Raw genomic sequence first — 17695 nt, forward strand, 5'->3', positions numbered from 1 at the left:
GCTTCAGATGGGCGTATCCCTCGACCACGCACGCGAACTCGATCGCCAGGATCCCCTGGCCGGCTTCAAGCCGCACTTCGCCCTCCCCGAGGGCGTGCTCTACCTCGACGGCAATTCCCTGGGCGCCCAGCCCGTGAGCGCCCGCGAGGCGGTCGCCGGCACCATGGACCAGTGGCGGGACGAGCTGATCAAGGGCTGGAACCAGGGCTGGTTCGACGCCCCCGAGCGGCTCGGCGACCTGCTGGCGCCGGTGATCGGCGCCGGCCAGGGCGAGGTGGTCGTCACCGACAACATCACCCTCAACATCTTCAAGCTGCTGGGCTATATCACCGGCCAGCGCACGGATGGCCGGCGGGTGGTGCTCAGCGAGGGCGGCAACTTCCCCACCGACGGCTACATCGCCCAGGGCTTCTGCCGCTTCGGCGACTTCGAGCACCGTTTCCTGCCCGAGGGGGCCGAGCTGGCCGACCACCTGGACGGCGTGGCCGTGGTGGTGCTGAGCCAGGTCAACTACCGCACCGGCCGGCTGCGCGACATGGCGGCGATCACCCGCCAGGTGCACGAGCGCGGCGCGGAGGTCATCTGGGACCTGGCCCACTCCGCCGGGGCCCTGCCGGTGGACCTCAACGCCTGCGGCGCCCGCTATGCCGTGGGCTGCACCTACAAGTACCTCAACGGCGGCCCCGGCGCGCCGGCCTTCCTGTACGTCCATCGCGACCATCAGGGCGGCGGCTGGCAGCCGCTCTCCGGCTGGCACGGCCATGCCGCGCCCTTCGCCTTCGAGGACGACTATGCGCCGGCCGGCGACATCACCCGCTTCCGTACCGGCACCCACTCGGCGCTGATCTACAGCGCGCTGGAGGCCTCGCTGACGATGTGGGCCGACGTCGACATGGCGGCCCTGCGCGAGAAGAGCCTGGCGATGACCGAGCTGTTCCGCGACTGCCTGGCCGACCTGCTGCCCGCCCACGGCATCGAGGACATCACTCCGGCGGCGGGGGAGCGGGGCAGCCAGGTGTCGCTGGTGGATACCGAGAACGGCTTCGCCATCGTCCAGGCGCTGATCGGTCGGGGGGTGATCGGCGACTATCGGGAGCCCGGCCTGATGCGCTTCGGCTTCACGCCGCTCTACCTGAGCTTCGAGGACGTCTGGCAGGCGGCCCGTCACTTCCGCGAGGTGCTGGAAAGCGGCGAGTACCGCGAGCCGCGCTTCCACGTCCGCTCCGCGGTGACCTGAGCAGGAGCGCACGCCATGACCCCGCAGGGCCTGGATCGCGACTATTCCCCCAGCCTGTTCGCCCGTGACGCCGAGGCCACCCTGGCCCGCCAGGCCGCCGAGGGGCGAGCGCTGGCGGCCCGTCGGCGGCCGCTGACGCTGGTCGACGACGACGAACCGGCGGCTCGCCTGGATCTCTTCGTGCCCGAAGGGGCGGGGCCCTGGCCGCTGATGGCGTTCATCCACGGCGGCTACTGGCAGGAGCTCGACCATACCGCCACCGACTTCCTGGCCGAGCGCTACCTGAGCCGGGGCATGGCCTTCGCCTCGCTGGGCTACGGGCTGGCGCCGGCGACCTCGATCGAGGCCATGGCGACGCAATGCCGGCGTGGCCTGGCGCTCGCCCTGGCGGCGCTGGCGGAGCGCGGCGGCGCCGGCCGGGTGACCCTGGGGGGCCACAGCGCCGGCGCCCAGCTGGCCTGTCGGGTAGCCGCCGACGAGGCGGCTTCCCCGCAGGGGCGGGTCATCGACGAGCTGCTGCTGGTCAGCGGCGTCTATGACCTGCGGCCGCTGGTCGACACCTACGTCAACGCGCCGCTGGGCCTCGATCCGGCCCGGGCCCGCTCGCTGAGCCCGCTGTTCGACGACCTGTCGCGGCTGCCGCCCCGGCGGGTGGTGATCGCCGAGCGGGATCCGCCCGCCTTCCGGCGCCAGGGCCGCGACTACCATGCCGCGGTGCGGGCCGCGGGCGGCGCCTCGACGCTCGAGGACCGGCCGGGCTGCGATCACTTCGACGTCCTCGACCATCTCTAGGCCGCCGCCAGGCGGCACACCACAACAACGACAGCGGAGTCGCGACGCGACTCCTCGGGATCTCATCGTCATGACCAAGACAAGAGCGCAGTTCTCTTCCCGCTTCGGCTTCCTGATGGCGGCGGCCGGCGCCGCCGTGGGCCTGGGCAACGTCTGGAGCTTTCCCTCCATGGCCGCCAACAACGGCGGCGGCGCCTTCCTGCTGCTGTACCTGGTGATGGCCTTCATCCTCGCCTATCCGGCGCTGATGGCCGAACTGACCCTGGGGCGCTACGCCCAGAGCGGCATCATCGCCGCCATGAGCCGGGTCGGCGGGCCCGGCGGGGCCGGTCGCCTGGGCGCGGCCATCGGCGGGCTGGCCATCCTCACCGCCTGCCTGGGCCAGGCCTTCTACGCCATCGTCACCGGCTGGCTGATCGGCGACACCCTGATCCCGCTGCTCGACCTGCTGGGCCTGGAGGCCTGGGCGACGCGCCTCGACGGGGCCGGCTTCTGGAAGGACTGGGGGCTGGCCAGTCTGGCCATGCTGGTGACCGTCGGCGTGGTGCTGGCCGGCGTCAACAAGGGCATCGAGCGCTGGTCCAAGCGCCTGATGCCGCTGCTGATCGTGCTGATGCTGGCGCTGATCGGGGTGGTCATGACCCTGCCCGGCGCCACCGCCGGGCTCGCCGCCTACCTGGTGCCGGACGTCTCCCGGGTGTCCGGCCAGCTGGTGGTGGACGCCATGGGGCAGGCCTTCTTCTCGCTGTCCATCGGCGTCGGCGCCATGGTGATCTACGGCTCCTACCTGAGCCGCGAGGCCAGCCTGCCGAGGACCGGCGCCCAGGTGATGTTCATCGACATGGGCGTGGCCTTCATCGCCGGCCTGCTGATCGTGCCCTCGATGTTCGTGGCCGACGAGCTGGGCGTGGACATCTTCGACGCCGGCGGCCAGCTGCAGAGCTCCTCGACGCTGCTGTTCGACGTGATGCCGGCGATGTTCGCCCAGCTGGGCGGCCTGGGGGCCGGCCTGGAGATCCTGTTCTTCGCCCTGCTGGCGATCGCCGCCCTGACCTCCATGTTCCCGGTGCTGGAGGTGCCGGTGGCGACCATCGTCGAGACCGGCCGGGTCTCGCGGGGGCGGGCGACCCTGCTGATGGGGGCGGTGATCTTCGCGATCTCCACGCTGATCCTGATGCACTTCGAGGTGCTGTTCGGCTGGGCGATCACCGTCACCATCACCTACAACATGCCGCTGATCGGTGCCCTGGTCTGCCTCTACGTGGGCTGGCTGCTGTCCCGCAACGCCAAGCTGCAGGAGCTGCGCCGGGGCTCGCCGGAGATCGAGGACACCCTGTTCTGGAAGCTGTGGCCCTGGTACATCCGCTTCGTCTGCCCGGTGCTGCCCTTGGTGGTGCTGGTCAACAGCCTGTAGGGAAAGCCTGATTGATTGCTGCGCTCGCCACTCTGGCCGCCGGCGGTACTCAATATCCTCATTTACTGGCGTGTAAACTCCGGTATTTCCGTTCCGGCGGCGGCCAGCCTGCCTTCGCTCGCGACATAAATCAGCCTTCCCCTCGGCTTGTCCGGGGGCTCACTGCCTGCTTGACTGACGAGGGTCGCGCAACCGCGGCCCTCGTCTTGCATAGGGAGTCTCCGGATGTCGCCACCCCTGACCCGCCACAACCGTCCCCGCCAGGTCCTCGACGCCATCGAGGCCGCCAACGCCGCCCTGGACGAGGGCGATCGCCGGGCCAAGTACGCCAAGCTGGCCGAGTCGCCGTACCGCTTCTTCCGCGGCACCAACCACCTCTACTGGGACGACGTCTGGCACGACTGGCGGGTCGCCCTGTTCGGCGGCCTGCCGGAGACCCAGACCTGGCTGCAGGGCGACGCCCACGTCTACAACTTCGGCGCCTACGGGCATCACGACGATGCCGTGCGCTACGGCATGGACGACTTCGACGACGCCCTGGTCGGCGACTACCAGTACGACCTCTGGCGGCTGGCCATCAGCCTGGTGCTGGATGCCCGCGAGAACGCCGGGCTGTCGCGCAAGGGCCTCGACAAGGCGCTGGCCGCGCTGCTCGAGGCCTACCTGGACGAGCTGGCCGCCCACGGCGAGGGCGAGCCGCCCGAGGCGGTGACCCTCGAGACCGCCAAGGGCCCGCTGGCGCCCTTCCTCGAGAAGGTGGCGCGCAAGGAGAGCCGGGCGAAGATGCTCGCCAAGTGGACCGCGCTGGACGAGGACGGCCGGGGCTTCGCCGTGGAGGCGCGCCCCGAGAAGCTGGCGCGGCTGCCGGCCCACCTGGCCAGCCAGCTGCGCAAGGCCGTGGAGGAGGAGTATCGCGGCACCCTGCGCGGCGCGCGGGCCGAGGCCGAGGAGGACCACTTCCGGGTCAAGGACCTGGCCCGGCGCCTGGACGCCGGCACCGGCTCGCTGGGGCTCGACCGCTTCTACGTGCTGATCGAGGGCGGCCGCGACCACGAGCACGACGACGTCATCCTCGACGTCAAGCAGCAGACTCCGCCGGAGGCCTGGCGGTTGATGAACGCCGCCGAGAAGCGCGACTGGCGGCGCGCCTTCGCCCACGAGGGGGCCCGGCACGCCGCCGCCTTCGCCGCCATCGCCGAGCACCCGGATATCTACCTGGGCTGGCTGCACCTGGGCGAGACGGTGTTCTCGGTGCGCGAGCGCTCGCCCTTCAAGGAGGACTTCCCGACCCACAAGCTGGACGGCGCCAAACCCTACCGCAAGCTGGCCCGCCAGTGGGGGCGGATCCTCGCCCGGGAGCACCTGCGCGGCGCCCGGGCGCTGCACGCCGACGAGCCCGGCCGCTTCGCCCGCGCGGTATGCGCCCGGAGCGAGGGGCGCCAGGACCACTTCGTGGCCATGGTCGCCACCCTGGCGCTGAGCTATGCCGACTGCGTGGCCCAGGATCACCGCACCTTCGTCGAGGCCCGGGACGGCTGAGGCCGGTCGCGCCGTCGAGCGGGCCGGCGCGACGCCCGGCGGGCGCCTAGACTGACAGCATCAGCGGCCGTACCCCGGAGGACGGGCGATGGGGGCGATCATCGACCGCGATGCCTTCTCGGCGTCGGACTATCAGCGCTTCGGCAAGCGCCTGCGCCGTGGCTTGGACCTGTTGCGCGAGCGCCTCGAGACGCCGGGCTTCGGCGTCGGCCCGCCCAGCATCGGCGCCGAGCTGGAGGTCTACCTCGTCGATGCCGGGGGGCGGGTGAGCCCGCTCAACCAGGCCCTGGTCGAGCGGCTGCAGGATCCCCAGCTGCAGCTGGAGCTCAATCGCTTCAACATCGAGTACAACCTGGCGCCGCTGCCGCTCTCGGGGCGGCCCCTGCACGCCCTGGAAGACCAGTTGGTCCAGGCCTTGGCGCGCCTGGAGCAGGCGGCCGCGGCGCACCGCGGCCATGTGGTGCCGATCGGCATCCTGCCGACCCTGCGCCGCGGCGACCTGGGGGGCCATGCCATGACCGACCTGCCGCGCTACCGGGCCCTGGAGCAGGGCATCCGGCGCCTGCGCGGCGAGCCCTTCGACGTCGAGATCCACGGCCGCGAGCGAGTCCGGGTGGCCAGCGATCACGTGGTCATGGAGGGCGCCAACACCTCCTTCCAGCTGCACCTGCGGGTGCCGCCGGCCCGCTTCGCCGATACCTACAACGCCGCCCAGCTGGCCACGCCCCTGGTGCTGGCGCTGGCCGCCAATTCGCCGCTGTTCCTGCAGCGGCGGCTGTGGGACGAGACCCGCATCGCGCTGTTCAAGCAGGCGGTGGAGTGCCGGCCCCGGGGCGACGAGCGCCGCCACCAGCCGGCTCGGGTCGGCTTCGGCCAGGGCTGGGTGCGCGAGGGCGCCTGGGAGCTGTTCGCCGAGGCGGTGGCCCTGCATCCGCCCCTGCTGCCGCTGTGCGCCGAGGCGCCCCCGGAGGCGCCGCCGCCGGGAGGCACGGCGCCGGGCCTGGCCGAGCTGCGCCTGCACATGGGCACGATCTGGCCCTGGAATCGGGCCGTCTACGATCCCGCCGACGGCGGCCACCTGCGCATCGAGATGCGCGCCCTGCCGGCGGGCCCCACGGCGGTGGACATGGTCGCCAACGCCGCTCTGCTGCTGGGGCTGGTGGCCGCCCTGCGCGACGACATCGCCCCCTGCCTCAGCGCGCTGCCGTTCCGCCAGGCCGAGCACAACTTCTACCGGGCCGCCCAGTCCGGGCTCGAGGCCCGGCTGCTGTGGCCGCACCCGCGCCACCATCGGCTGGAGGAGGTGCCGGTGGTGGCCCTGCTCGAGCGCCTGTGGCCCCAGGTCCGGCGCGGCCTGCGCGCCCTGGGGGTGGGCGACGCCGACAGCGGCCCCTACCTCGAGGTGCTGGCCGAGCGGCTGAACGCGCGCACCAGCGGCGCCCGCTGGCAGTGCCGGACCCTGGCGGCGCTGGAGGCCGGCGGCGCCTCGCGCTGGATGGCCTGCCGGCGGATGCTGGCCGCCTATCGCATCGCGGCGATGGACGGCCGACCGCTGGCCCGCTGGCCGGAGGAGGCCTGAGATGGCCGCCCTCTCGCTGCCCGTGATCGTCGCTCCCTCCCGGCTGCACGACCAGGCGGTGCCCTGGCTGCAGTCCCTGGGCGGGCCGGCCTGGATCGTGCTGGGCGATCCCGAGGCCGGTCCCCGCTGGGTGGTCGTCACCCTGCTGCACGGCAACGAGCCCTCGGGGGCGCTGGCGCTGCATCGCTGGCTGCTGGAGGGGCCGCGGCCGCGAAGGCCGCTGTGGGTGCTGCTGGCCAACGTCGTCGGGGCGCTCGCCCATCCGGTCTTCACCCGTCGTCATGCCCCGGACGACCGCGACCTCAACCGCTGCTTCCGGGCGCCCTTCGCCGGGCCTTCCGGCGAGCTGGCCCGGGCGATCATCGCCGACCTCGTGGCCATGGCGCCGGAGCTGGTGGTCGACCTGCACAACACCTCCGGCAACGGCCCGGCCTTCGCCGTCGCCACACGCCGGCATCCGGTCATCGAGGCCCTGGCCGGGCGCTTCTGCGAGCGGCTGATCGTCACCGACCTGCGGCTGGGCAGCCTGATGGAGCTGCCGCACCGGGAGCCGGCGCTGGCCGACTGCCCGGTCTTCACCCTGGAGTGCGGCGGCGCCCTGCAGCTCGAGGCCCGGGAGGTGGCCGGCGGCCTCTTCCGGCTGCTCGCCGACTGTCAGGACCTCTCGGCCCTGCCGTGCCCCCCGGACCTGGAGGTCCTGGTGCATCCGCTGCGGGTGGAGTTGCGGCCCGGTGCCGTCGTCGTCTACGACCGGGGGCCGAATCCCGATGCGGACCTGACGCTCTGGGCGCGCATCGACGAGCACAACCGCGGCGTGACCTCGCCGCAGGCCTGCCTCGGCTGGCTGGGCCCGGCGGGGCTGGGCTGCCTGCAGGCTATCGACGGCGAGGGCCGCGAGCGCATCGCCGAGCTGTTCGAGGCGCGTGACGGCCGGCTGCATGCCCGCCGGACGCTGCGGCTGTTCATGGCCACCACCAACAGCGAGATCGCGCGCAGCGATTGCCTGTTCTATGCGGTGCCCGCCTAGGCGGCGCCGCGGGAATGTTGGCCGCCGGCGGCTGTCCCTGTAGGGTGAGCGGCCCGTCCGGCGCGAGCGCGACGGCCTGCCCGACCACAGGAGGCGCCATGTTCCCCCCTTTCACCCTGCGTTATGCCCGTTTCCCGGACCGGCTGCGCGCCGACTGTCGGCCCACGCCGGTCGAGCGGCCGCGGCTGGTGGCCTTCAATCGGCGGCTGGCCGCCGAGCTGGGCTTCGACCTGGAGGCCTTCGATGCCCGGGTCGCCGCCGAGGCGTTCGCCGGCAACGTCGTCCCCGAGGGCGCCGAGCCGGTGGCCATGGCCTATGCCGGGCACCAGTTCGGCAACTTCGTGCCCCAGCTCGGCGACGGCCGGGCCCTGCTGCTCGGCGAGGTGACCGATCCCCGGGGCCGGGTGCACGACCTCCAGCTCAAGGGCAGCGGCCGCACCCCCTTCTCCCGGGGCGGCGACGGCCGCGCGCCCCTGGGGCCGGTGCTGCGCGAGTACCTGGTGAGCGAGGCCATGCAGGCGCTGGGCATCCCCACCACCCGGGCCCTGGCCGCGGTCACCACCGGCGAGCGGGTCTTCCGACGGATCCCCGAGCCCGGCGCCGTGCTGACCCGGGTGGCCGCCAGCCACCTGCGGGTGGGCACCTTCCAGTACGCCGCGGCGCGCCGCGACACCGAGGGCGTCCGGCTGCTCGCCGAGGAGGCCATCGAGCGTCACTATCCCGAGCTCGCCGAGCACGCGGGCGGCGAGCGCTACCTGGGGCTGCTCGAGGCGGTGGTGGGGCGCCAGGCCGAGCTGGTGGCCCGCTGGCTGGGCGTGGGCTTCATCCATGGCGTGATGAACACCGACAACACCGCCATCTCCGGCGAGACCATCGACTACGGCCCCTGCGCCTTCATGGACGCCTATGACCCGCGCACCGTGTTCAGCTCCATCGACGAGGGCGGCCGCTACGCCTACGCCAACCAGCCGCTCATCGCCCAGTGGAACCTGGCGCGCTTCGCCGAGACCCTGCTGCCGCTGCTCGACGACGACATCGATCGCGCCATCGAGCGCGCCACCGCGGGGATCGAGGCCTTCGGCGAGCGCCACCGGGCGAGCTGGGAGACGGTGATGCGCGGCAAGCTGGGGCTGGCCACCGAGCAGCCGGACGACGGCGAGCTCGCCGAGGCGCTGCTCGAGGCCATGCAGGCCGGCCGCGCCGACTTCACCCTGACCTTCCGGCGCCTGGCCGAGGCCCTGGAGGGGCCGGAGGGCGAGGCGAGCCTGGCCGAGCTGTTCGCCGAGCGCCGGGCGCTGGATGCCTGGCTGCCCCGCTGGCGCGAGCGGCTCGCCCGGGAGGCGGTCGACGATGCCGAGCTGGCGCGCCGCCTGCGCGCCGCCAACCCCGCGGTCATCCCGCGCAACCACCGCGTCGAGCAGGCCATCGCGGCGGCCGCCGAGGACGACGACTTCGGTCCCTTCGAGGCGCTGCTGGCGGCGGTGACGAGGCCCTTCGAGGCGCCGGCCGGCGAGGTCGACTACACCCGCCCGCCGGCCGAGCGCGAGAAGGTGCTGCGGACCTTCTGCGGCACCTGAGGCGCGCTTCCGGACCGGGCGACGGCCGATCGGGTCGGCCGTTGCCCGGCGAGCGAGTCGCGCGCAGCGGACGTCACTCGGGCCGGGAGATCATCAGGGGCTCGCCGGCGGGGCCGATCTGGAACACCGTGAACTTGGCGCCCTCGGCGCTGAGGGTGCGCCCGACCATCGGCCGGTTGGGCGCCTCATGGAAGACCTCCCCCGCCGAGACCGTCTGTGGCGCCTCGCCTTCGACGGTTACCTCGAGACGGCCCTCGGTCACGTAGACGAACAGGTGTCCCGGGTGGATATGGCGGACGGTGGCCCAGTCGGGACCGACCTCGAAGTTCACGATATTGACTTCCATGCCCTCGACGTCCTCCAGTTGCGTCTTTATCAACGGGGTGGAGTCCCCGGTGGCGAGCATGGGCGTGCCCAGCGCGACGACGAGCGCCGTGGTCGCCCAGGCGGTTGTGATGCGTAGGTTCATGTCGGCCTCCCACCGCCAGGTGGGCGGTAGGCTGAGGTGGATGTGCGAGCCGCGCCCGCGGCAGGAGAGGACCCGCCCGATCCCGCGGGGCCGGACGGCCGCTTCCCGCGCCCCTGCTCGGTGCGTGGATCGGGGCGGCAGCCGCCTGCCGCCTCTCTTCCGGCTTAGTCCGCGCCTGTCGGGGGGTCAAGAAGGGCAGGCCCCGGGTGGTCGCCATGAGGGGGCGTCGGCCCTGTGGCAAGCTGTCGAGCGCACAGGCAGCGCAGACGCACGGCACCGCGCGGGCCCGGCCGGGCCCGAGCGGTATTCGCTGGAGGGAGGGCAGCTCCCGGCATCGGCGCCGGGCGCCGCCCGGCCTCAGGCCAGGTCGAAGCGGTCGGCGTTCATCACCTTGGTCCAGGCGGCCACGAAGTCCCGCACGAACTTCGCCTCGTTGTCGTCCTGGGCGTAGACCTCGGCGTAGGCGCGCAGGATGGAGTTGGAGCCGAACACCAGGTCGATGCGGCTGGCGGTCCACTTCACCCGGTCGCTCTCGCGGTCGCGGATCTCGTAGCTCCCTTCGTCGGCGGGCTGCCAGCGATTGCCCATGTCGGTCAGGTTGACGAAGAAGTCGTTGGTCAGCTGACCCTCGCGGTCGGTGAACACGCCGTGCCGGCTGCCGCCGTGGTTGGTGCCGAGCACCCGCATGCCGCCGATCAGTACCGTCATCTCCGGGGCGGTGAGGCCCAACAGCTGGGCGCGGTCGAGCAGCATCTCCTCGGGCTTGACCACGTACGCCTTCTTCTGCCAGTTGCGGAAGCCGTCGGCCAGGGGCTCCAGCGGCGCGAAGGAGTCGCCGTCGGTCATCTCCTCGCTGGCGTCGCCGCGCCCCGGGGCGAAGGGCACCAGGATGTCGTGACCGGCGGCCCGGGCGGCGCGCTCGATGCCCACGCTGCCGCCCAGCACGATGAGGTCGGCCAGGCTGGCGCCGGTGTCGGCGGCGATGCCCTCGTAGACCTTCAGGACTCGCGCCAGGCGGCTCGGCTCGTTGCCTTCCCAGTCCTTCTGGGGGGGCAGGCGGATGCGCGCGCCGTTGGCGCCGCCGCGCATGTCGGAGCCGCGGAAGGTGCGGGCGCTGTCCCAGGCGGTGGCCACCATCTCGGCGATGCCGAGGTCGCTCTCGGCGATCCGCCGCTTGGCGTCCTCCACCGAGTAGCGGGTGCTGCCGGCCGGGACCGGGTCCTGCCAGATCAGGTCCTCCTGGGGGACCTCCGGGCCGATGTAGCGATCCTTGGGGCCCATGTCGCGGTGGGTCAGCTTGAACCAGGCCCGCGCGAAGGTGTCCTGGAAGTACGCCGGATCCCGGCGGAAGCGCTCCAGGTACTCCCGGTAGCTGGGGTCCAGCTTCATCGCCATGTCGGCGTCGGTCATGATCGGGTTGTGGCGCTTGGCGGGGTCGGTGGCGTCGACCGGCCTGTCCTCCTCCTTGATGTCGACCGGCTCCCATTGGTTGGCGCCGGCGGGGCTCTTCTTCAGCTCCCACTCGTGGTCGAGCAGCATGTCGAAGTAGCCCATGTCGAACTGCGTCGGGTGGGTGGTCCAGGCGCCCTCGATGCCGGAGGTCACCGCGTTGGCGGCCTTGCCCTGCATGCCGGGGTTGCGCCAGCCGAAGCCCTGCTCCTCGACGTCCGCCGCCTCGGGCTCCGGACCCAGGGCCTCGGCGTCGCCGTTGCCGTGGCACTTGCCGACGGTGTGGCCGCCCACCGTCAGGGCCGCGGTCTCCTCATCGTTCATCGCCATCCGGGCGAAGGTCTCGCGGACCTGCTCGGCGGTCTTGAGCGGGTCGGGCTGGCCGTTCACGCCTTCCGGGTTCACGTAGATCAGGCCCATCTGCACCGCGGCCAGGGGATTCTCCATGGTGTCGGGCTTGTCGACGTCGCCGTAGCGCTCGTCGGAGGGCGCCAGCCATTCCTTCTCGGCGCCCCAGTAGGTGTCCTTCTCGGGGTGCCAGATGTCCTCGCGGCCGAAGGAGAAGCCGAAGGTCTTCAGGCCCATGGACTCGTAGGCCGCGTTGCCGGCCAGGATGATCAGGTCGGCCCAGCTGATCTTGTTGCCGTACTTCTTCTTGATCGGCCACAGCAGGCGCCGGGCCTTGTCCAGGCTGGCGTTGTCCGGCCAGCTGTTGAGCGGGGCGAAGCGCTGGTTGCCGGTGCCGCCGCCGCCCCGGCCGTCGGCGATGCGATAGGAGCCCGCGGCATGCCACGCCATGCGGATCATCAGCCCGCCGTAGTGCCCCCAGTCGGCGGGCCACCAGGACTGGCTGTCGGTCATCAGGGCGTGCATGTCCCGCTTGAGGGCCTCGAAGTCGAGCTTGCGGACCTCGTGGCGGTAGTCGAAGTCCTCGCCCATGGGGTCGGTCTTGCGGTCGTGCTGATGAAGGATGTCCAGATTCAGCGCTTCCGGCCACCAGTCCATGTTCGAATGACCGGTGGCGGTGTGGCCGCCGTGCATCACCGGGCACTGACCGGCGCCCTTGCCGTGTTGATCGCTCATCCGTTCCTCCTGTCCTGATCTCGCCGGTGGCGCGTCGCCGGGGTGGGGGCGCCCACCGGCAGGGTCGATGTCTCGCCCGGCATCCGGCCGGGCGACGCCGTCGTTCTCTCTTCCCTATAAGCTAAGTCCGCGCCGGGCAGGCCGCCATTTTTCTTTGGCGAAGGCCTCGATAGTCAGGCGTTATCGCCCCGCCGGCGGCGCTCAGGCCGGCTCGCAGGGGCGGGCAGTATCGGCCCGTCTCGCCGATCGCCCATCAGCAGGCCGCGGTTGGCCTCGACGGCCTCGCGCAGGAAGTCCCACAGCAGCCGCACCCGGGCCAGCCGGCGCTGCTCCTGGCGGGAGGTGATCCAGAACTGGCGCACCACCTCCACCTCGTCGTCGAGCACCGCGACCAGCTCGTCCCGGGGCTCCGCCATGAAGCAGGGCAGGATCGCCAGGCCGGCGCCGGCCAGGGCGGCGCGGTACTGGGCGGTGACGCTGGTGCTGCGGATGCTGAAGTGGGGCGGCTCGCCGACCACCTCGGGGGCGAGCAGCGGGTCCAGGTAGTGCAGCTGGTCGCTGAAGATCAGGTCGTCGACGTAGCCGATCAGCCGGTGCCGTCCCAGGTCGGCGAGGCGCCGCGGGGTGCCGTGGCGGGCCAGGTAGTCGCGGCTGGCGTACAGGCGCAGCCGATAGTCGCACAGCCGCGAGGTCACCAGGCCGCCGCTGCTGGGCCGCTCCACGGTGATCGCCAGGTCGGCCTCGTGGCGGCTCAGGTTGACCACCCGGGGCAGCGCCAGCAGGTCCAGGGTCAGGCCCGGATGGCGCTCGCCGAAGCCGGCCAGCAGCGGCGTGATCACCCAGCTGCCGAAGCCCTCGGTGACGCCCAGGCGGATCTGGCCGCTGAGCTGGCGGTTCTGGTCGCTGAGCACCTCCAGGGCCTCGGTGGCGTGGCGGGCCATCTCCTCGGCGTGGGCCAGCAGCCGCTGGCCGGCCTCGGTCAGCCGGTAGCCGTGGGTGCTGCGCTCGAAGAGCTGGGTGTTGAGCCGCTGTTCGAAGCGGCGGGTGCGCCGCGACAGGGTGGAATGGTCGATCCCCAGGCGGCGGGCGGCCTCGGTGAGGCGCTCGGTGTGGGCGACCTCGAGGAACAGCTGGATGTCCTGCCAGTCGAGCATGGGCGATGTCCCGATCCGTTTGGTTGTGCAAATTTGCACAAGAAATGTGCGCGCCTGGCGGTTGTCTGTCAATTCGCCCCCTTCCTACACTCGGGGGCATGCCGTTTTGGCGCGCCGGCCTTGCCGAGATGCACATGAGCCGAGCGCCGGATAACAATCACAATGCCCGGGTCTACAGGAGAGCACCGTCCGCTTAGGCCCGAGAGGAGCTGCCGCTATGTCTGTCCGAGAGATCCCGCTGTTCATCGACGGCCAGGCCGTCCCGTCCCAGAGCCAGGAATGGCGCGACGTGGTCAATCCGGCGACCCAGGAGGTGGTCGCGCGGGTGCCCTTCTGTGGGCTCGAGGAGGTCGACCGGGCCGTGGCCAGCGCCCAGGCGGCCTTCAAGTCCTGGCGCAAGGTGCCGCTGGCCAAACGCATGCGCATCATGCTCAAGCTGCAGGCGCTGATCCGCGAGCATACCGAGGAGCTCGCCGCGCTGATCACCGAGGAGCACGGCAAGACCCTGCCCGACGCCGCCGGCGAGGTGGGCCGCGGCCTGGAGGTGGTGGAGCATGCCTGCTCGATCACCTCGCTGCAGCTCGGCGAGCTGGCCGAGAACGCCGCCAGCGAGGTGGACGTCTATACCCTCAACCAGCCGCTGGGGGTGGGCGCCGGCATCACCGCCTTCAACTTCCCGATCATGCTGCCCTGCTTCATGTTCCCGCTGGCCATCGCCACCGGCAACACCTTCGTGCTCAAGCCCTCCGAGCAGGATCCGAGCGCCACCATGCGCCTGGTCGAGCTGGCCCACGAGGCCGGCGTGCCGGCCGGGGTGCTCAACGTGGTGCACGGCGGCCCGGACGTGGCCAACCGCCTCTGCGAGCATCCCGACATCAAGGCGATGTCCTTCATCGGCTCCACCCAGGTCGGCACCCAGCTCTATCGCCGCGCCTCCGAGGCCGGCAAGCGGGCCCAGGCGATGATGGGCGCCAAGAACCACTGCGTGGTGATGCCCGACGCCAACCGCAGCCAGGCCATCAACAACCTGCTGGGCTCGGCCTTCGGCGCCGCCGGCCAGCGCTGCATGGCCAACTCCGTGGTGGTGCTGGTGGGCGAGGCCCGCGAGTGGCTCGACGACATCGCCGAGGGGGCCCGCAACATGACCGTCGGCCCCGGCACCCAGCGCGACGCCGACCTGGGGCCGCTGGTCTCGCCGGCCGCCAGGGAGAGGGTCGAGGGGCTGATCGCCACCGGCGAGCAGGAGGGCGCCAAGCTGCTGGTCGACGGCCGCGGCTGCCAGGTCGAGGGCTATCCGGACGGCAACTTCGTCGGCCCGACCCTGTTCAGTGACGTGACCCCCGAGATGACCATCTATCAGGAAGAGATCTTCGGGCCGGTGCTGTGCGTGGCGAGCGTCGACACCCTGGACGAGGCCATCGACTTCATCAACGCCAATCCCAACGGCAACGGCACCTCCATCTTCACCAACTCCGGCTGGGTGGCGCGCCGCTTCGAGACCGAGATCGACGTCGGCCAGGTGGGCATTAACGTGCCGATCCCGGTGCCGGTGGCCTACTTCAGCTTCACCGGCTCCCGAGCCTCCAAGCTGGGCGACCTGGGCCCCAACGGCAAGCAGGCGATCGCCTTCTGGACCCAGACCAAGACGGTCACCGCCCGCTGGTTCGAGCCCGAGAACGTCTCCAGCGGCATCAACAGCACCATCTCGCTGAGCTGATAGCCGCCCGGCGCCGAACGCGGCCCCGCCTCGCCAGAGGCGGGGCCGTCGTCGTCGGGGGCCACGAAAGGCGGGTGGCAATGCTCTTGACGTTGACGTTAACTGGGGTGTGTAGCGCGCCACGACAACCACAACTCAGGAGCCGCCATGACCACGCCCCTCAGCCGCTTCCCCGTGCCCGAGTCCCTCGACGAGCTGCCCGCGGACATCCGCGACGCCATCCTGGCGGTGCAGGAGAAGGCCGGCTTCGTGCCCAACGTCTTTTTGATGCTGGCCCACCGGCCGGCGGAGTTCCGGGCCTTCTTCGCCTACCACGATGCCCTGATGGAGCGCGAGTCCGACACCCTGACCAAGGCCGAGAAGGAAATGATCGTGGTGGCCACCAGCGCGCGCAACCGCTGCCTGTATTGCGTGGTGGCCCACGGCGCCCTGGTGCGGATCTACAGCAAGGATCCGCTGCTGGCCGATCAGGTGGCGGTCAATCACCGCACCGCGCCGCTCGGCGAGCGCCACCGGGTGATGCTCGACTTCGCGCTGCACTGTGGCCTGGAGGTCGGCGAGCTCACCGACGACTGGGAGGCGCGGCTGACGGCGGTCGGCTTCACCCGGGACGACATCTGGGACATCGGCGCCATCGCCGCCTTCTTCGGCCTCTCCAACCGGCTGGTGACGCTCACCGCCACGTCTCCCAACGACGAGTTCTACCTGATGGGCCGAGTGCCCCGCGAGGGCTGAGCCGGCCCTCGCCCACGCCATCCCGCCCGGGTTACCCGCGAAAGGAGTCACTGCCATGAAGATCCGCGCCGCCGTTCTCCAGGCCATCGGGGCCGAGCGCCCCTACGACGAGAGTCAGCCGCTGGCGATCGAGGAACTCGAGCTGGACCCGCCGGGGGACGGCGAGGTGCTGGTGCGGATCCGGGCGGCGGGGCTGTGCCACTCGGATCTCTCGGTGATCGACGGCAACCGGCCGCGCCCGGTGCCCATGGCGCTCGGCCACGAGGCCGCCGGGGTGGTGGCGGCGGTGGGGCGCGGGGTGACCGACCTGGCGGTGGGCGATCACGTGGTCGCCGTCTTCGTGCCCAGCTGCGGCCACTGCCGCCCCTGCGCCGAGGGACGCCCGGCGCTGTGCGAGCCGGGCAACGCGGCCAATGCCGCCGGGACCCTGGCGAGCGGCGAGCGTCGCCTGCGCCGCGTCGATGGCACGCCGGTGCACCATCACCTCGGGGTCTCGGCCTTCGCCGATCATGCGGTGGTCTCCCGGCACTCCCTGGTGCCCATCGATCCGCGCCTGCCCTTCGCGCACGCGGCGCTGTTCGGCTGCGCCGTGCTCACCGGGGTGGGGGCGGCGGTCAACTCGGCGGGCATCCGTCCCGGGCAGTCGGTGGCCGTGGTGGGGCTCGGCGGGGTGGGGCTCAATGCCGTGCTCGGCGCCCTGGTGGCCGGCGCGGGGGAGGTCGTGGCCCTGGACCTGGACGACGACAAGCTGACGCTGGCCGAGTCCCTGGGCGCGACCCTGGCGGTCAACAGCGCGGCGCCGGATGCCGAGGAGCGGGTCCGTACGGCCACCGGCGGCGGGGTCGATGTGGCCATCGAGATGGCCGGTTCCGAGCAGGCCCTGGCCTTCGCCTACGCCATCACCCGGCGGGGCGGGCTGACCGTGACCGGCGGCCTGGCCCATCCCGAGCGCAAGCTGGCCATTCCGCAGGTCAGCCTGGTGGCCGAGGAGCGCACCCTGCGCGGCAGCTACGTGGGCAGCTGCGTACCGGTGCGCGACGTGGCGCGCTATGCGGGGCTGTTCCGCCAGGGGCGGCTGCCGGTGGATAGGCTGCTGTCCCGGGTGCTGTCGCTGGACGAGATCAATGCGGGCTTCGAGGCGCTGGCCGCGGGCCGGGCCATCCGCCAGGTGATCGCCTTCGACTGACGGCGTGCCGGCCGGCGCCTCAGGCGGCGGCCAGGCTTTCCTCCAGCAGCGCCTGCACCGGCTCCAGCTGGCTCTCGTGCAGGATCAGCACGCTCTCGCCGGTCTCGCCCTCGGCGGGCACGACGATGGCGAATTCGCCTTCCTCGAGATGGAACTCGTGGATCTCGCGCTGGCCCGCGGGGGTCTCGCAGCGAATCGAGCGGTAGGCGTCGTCCTCGCCGTAGGTCAGGCGGTGATAGACCTTGAAGAAGGTGTAGAGGGACAGCCCCCGGGGAAAGGCCGGCCAGCGGGCCGGCAGCTCGCGGGTCTCGGCGTCGACGGCCTGGCCCGCCGCCTCGGCGTCGGCGATGGCCTCGGCCAGGGGCGCGGCCAGCAGCGAGGTGTCGTCCCGGGGCAGCGGCGCCAGGGCCTCGGCGGCTTCATGGTAGTGGCGAGCCAGGGCCCGGAAGTCCTCGAAGCCGCCGAGGCGGCGCTCGCTGTGGTGCAGGTCCGCGGGCTCGCAGCCGCCGTTCTCCCAACCGTGGATCACCCGAAGCGTCAGCCGGCCGTCGCGCATCGGCTCGCCGAGCAGGGTATCCAGCGCGACGCGCAGGTGCAGCAGGCGTTCCCCGACCAGGTTGTCGAAGGCGGTGTAGGGGTCGGCGAAGATCCGGTGCAGGCGACCGGGCGCGTGTTCCTTGGCTTCGGTAAACGGCATGGCGGGCTCTCGGGGTGATCGTGCGAAGGCTGGCGTCATT

Annotated in this window: 14 protein-coding genes; 10 read left to right on the forward strand and 4 right to left on the reverse strand. The window is 71.9% G+C overall.

Annotation, left to right across the window (positions count from 1 at the left end):
• The first annotated feature begins 7 nt into the window (after positions 1 to 7).
• The 7 genes from kynU (at position 8) to QC818_RS01135 (ending at position 9165) form a co-directional block, all read left to right on the forward strand.
• The gene (gene kynU, locus QC818_RS01105; protein WP_309650982.1) at positions 8 to 1237 is read left to right on the forward strand and encodes a kynureninase; all 1230 of its coding nucleotides are present in this window, start codon (positions 8 to 10) and stop codon (positions 1235 to 1237) included.
• A 15-nt stretch (positions 1238 to 1252) separates the two neighbouring features.
• Entirely contained in the window at positions 1253 to 2029 is a 777-nt protein-coding gene (locus QC818_RS01110) for an alpha/beta hydrolase (protein ID WP_309650983.1), read from the forward strand.
• 70 nt (positions 2030 to 2099) lie between these two features.
• A complete protein-coding gene (locus QC818_RS01115) occupies positions 2100 to 3443 on the forward strand; it encodes a sodium-dependent transporter (RefSeq protein WP_309650984.1) in 1344 nt (447 codons plus the stop codon).
• Positions 3444 to 3668: 225 nt separating this feature from the next.
• Positions 3669 to 4982 carry a DUF2252 family protein gene (locus QC818_RS01120; RefSeq protein WP_309650985.1) on the forward strand — a complete coding sequence of 438 codons (1314 nt, stop codon included), beginning with the start codon at positions 3669 to 3671 and terminating at the stop codon, positions 4980 to 4982.
• A gap of 88 nt (positions 4983 to 5070) precedes the next feature.
• Positions 5071 to 6561 (forward strand): glutamate--cysteine ligase, encoded by a 1491-nt coding sequence (locus QC818_RS01125; RefSeq protein ID WP_309650986.1) that lies wholly within the window; start codon positions 5071 to 5073, stop codon positions 6559 to 6561.
• Position 6562: 1 nt separating this feature from the next.
• Positions 6563 to 7588: a M14 family metallopeptidase gene (locus QC818_RS01130; protein WP_309650987.1), complete on the forward strand. Its 1026-nt coding sequence runs from the start codon at positions 6563 to 6565 to the stop codon at positions 7586 to 7588.
• 98 nt (positions 7589 to 7686) lie between these two features.
• Entirely contained in the window at positions 7687 to 9165 is a 1479-nt protein-coding gene (locus QC818_RS01135; RefSeq protein WP_309650988.1) for a protein adenylyltransferase SelO, read from the forward strand.
• A 73-nt stretch (positions 9166 to 9238) separates the two neighbouring features.
• Here the strand turns inward: QC818_RS01135 and QC818_RS01140 are convergent, their stop codons facing one another.
• The 3 genes from QC818_RS01140 to QC818_RS01150 all read right to left on the reverse strand — a co-directional run bounded on the left by QC818_RS01140 (position 9239) and on the right by QC818_RS01150 (position 13320).
• Complete coding sequence (locus tag QC818_RS01140) at positions 9239 to 9634, reverse strand: cupin domain-containing protein (protein ID WP_309650989.1); 396 nt, start codon at positions 9632 to 9634, stop codon at positions 9239 to 9241.
• Between the two features lie 357 nt (positions 9635 to 9991).
• A complete protein-coding gene (gene katG, locus QC818_RS01145) occupies positions 9992 to 12166 on the reverse strand; it encodes a catalase/peroxidase HPI (protein ID WP_309650990.1) in 2175 nt (724 codons plus the stop codon).
• Positions 12167 to 12339: 173 nt separating this feature from the next.
• Positions 12340 to 13320, reverse strand: a complete 981-nt coding sequence (locus tag QC818_RS01150; protein ID WP_309650991.1) for a LysR family transcriptional regulator — start codon at positions 13318 to 13320, stop codon at positions 12340 to 12342.
• A gap of 217 nt (positions 13321 to 13537) precedes the next feature.
• Between QC818_RS01150 and QC818_RS01155 the strand changes: the two genes are divergently transcribed.
• From QC818_RS01155 to QC818_RS01165, 3 genes are all read left to right on the forward strand, one after another.
• Positions 13538 to 15037 carry a CoA-acylating methylmalonate-semialdehyde dehydrogenase gene (locus tag QC818_RS01155; RefSeq protein WP_309650992.1) on the forward strand — a complete coding sequence of 500 codons (1500 nt, stop codon included), beginning with the start codon at positions 13538 to 13540 and terminating at the stop codon, positions 15035 to 15037.
• A 147-nt stretch (positions 15038 to 15184) separates the two neighbouring features.
• Positions 15185 to 15772 (forward strand): peroxidase-related enzyme, encoded by a 588-nt coding sequence (locus QC818_RS01160; RefSeq protein ID WP_309650993.1) that lies wholly within the window; start codon positions 15185 to 15187, stop codon positions 15770 to 15772.
• Between the two features lie 55 nt (positions 15773 to 15827).
• Entirely contained in the window at positions 15828 to 16958 is a 1131-nt protein-coding gene (locus QC818_RS01165) for a zinc-dependent alcohol dehydrogenase family protein (protein ID WP_309650994.1), read from the forward strand.
• 19 nt (positions 16959 to 16977) lie between these two features.
• Here QC818_RS01165 and QC818_RS01170 read toward each other — a convergent pair whose 3' ends face one another.
• Entirely contained in the window at positions 16978 to 17655 is a 678-nt protein-coding gene (locus tag QC818_RS01170; protein WP_309650995.1) for a hypothetical protein, read from the reverse strand.
• Between the last annotated feature and the right edge of the window lie 40 nt (positions 17656 to 17695).

This window comes from Halomonas koreensis (assembly GCF_031451675.1).
Lineage (GTDB): Bacteria > Pseudomonadota > Gammaproteobacteria > Pseudomonadales > Halomonadaceae > Halomonas > Halomonas koreensis.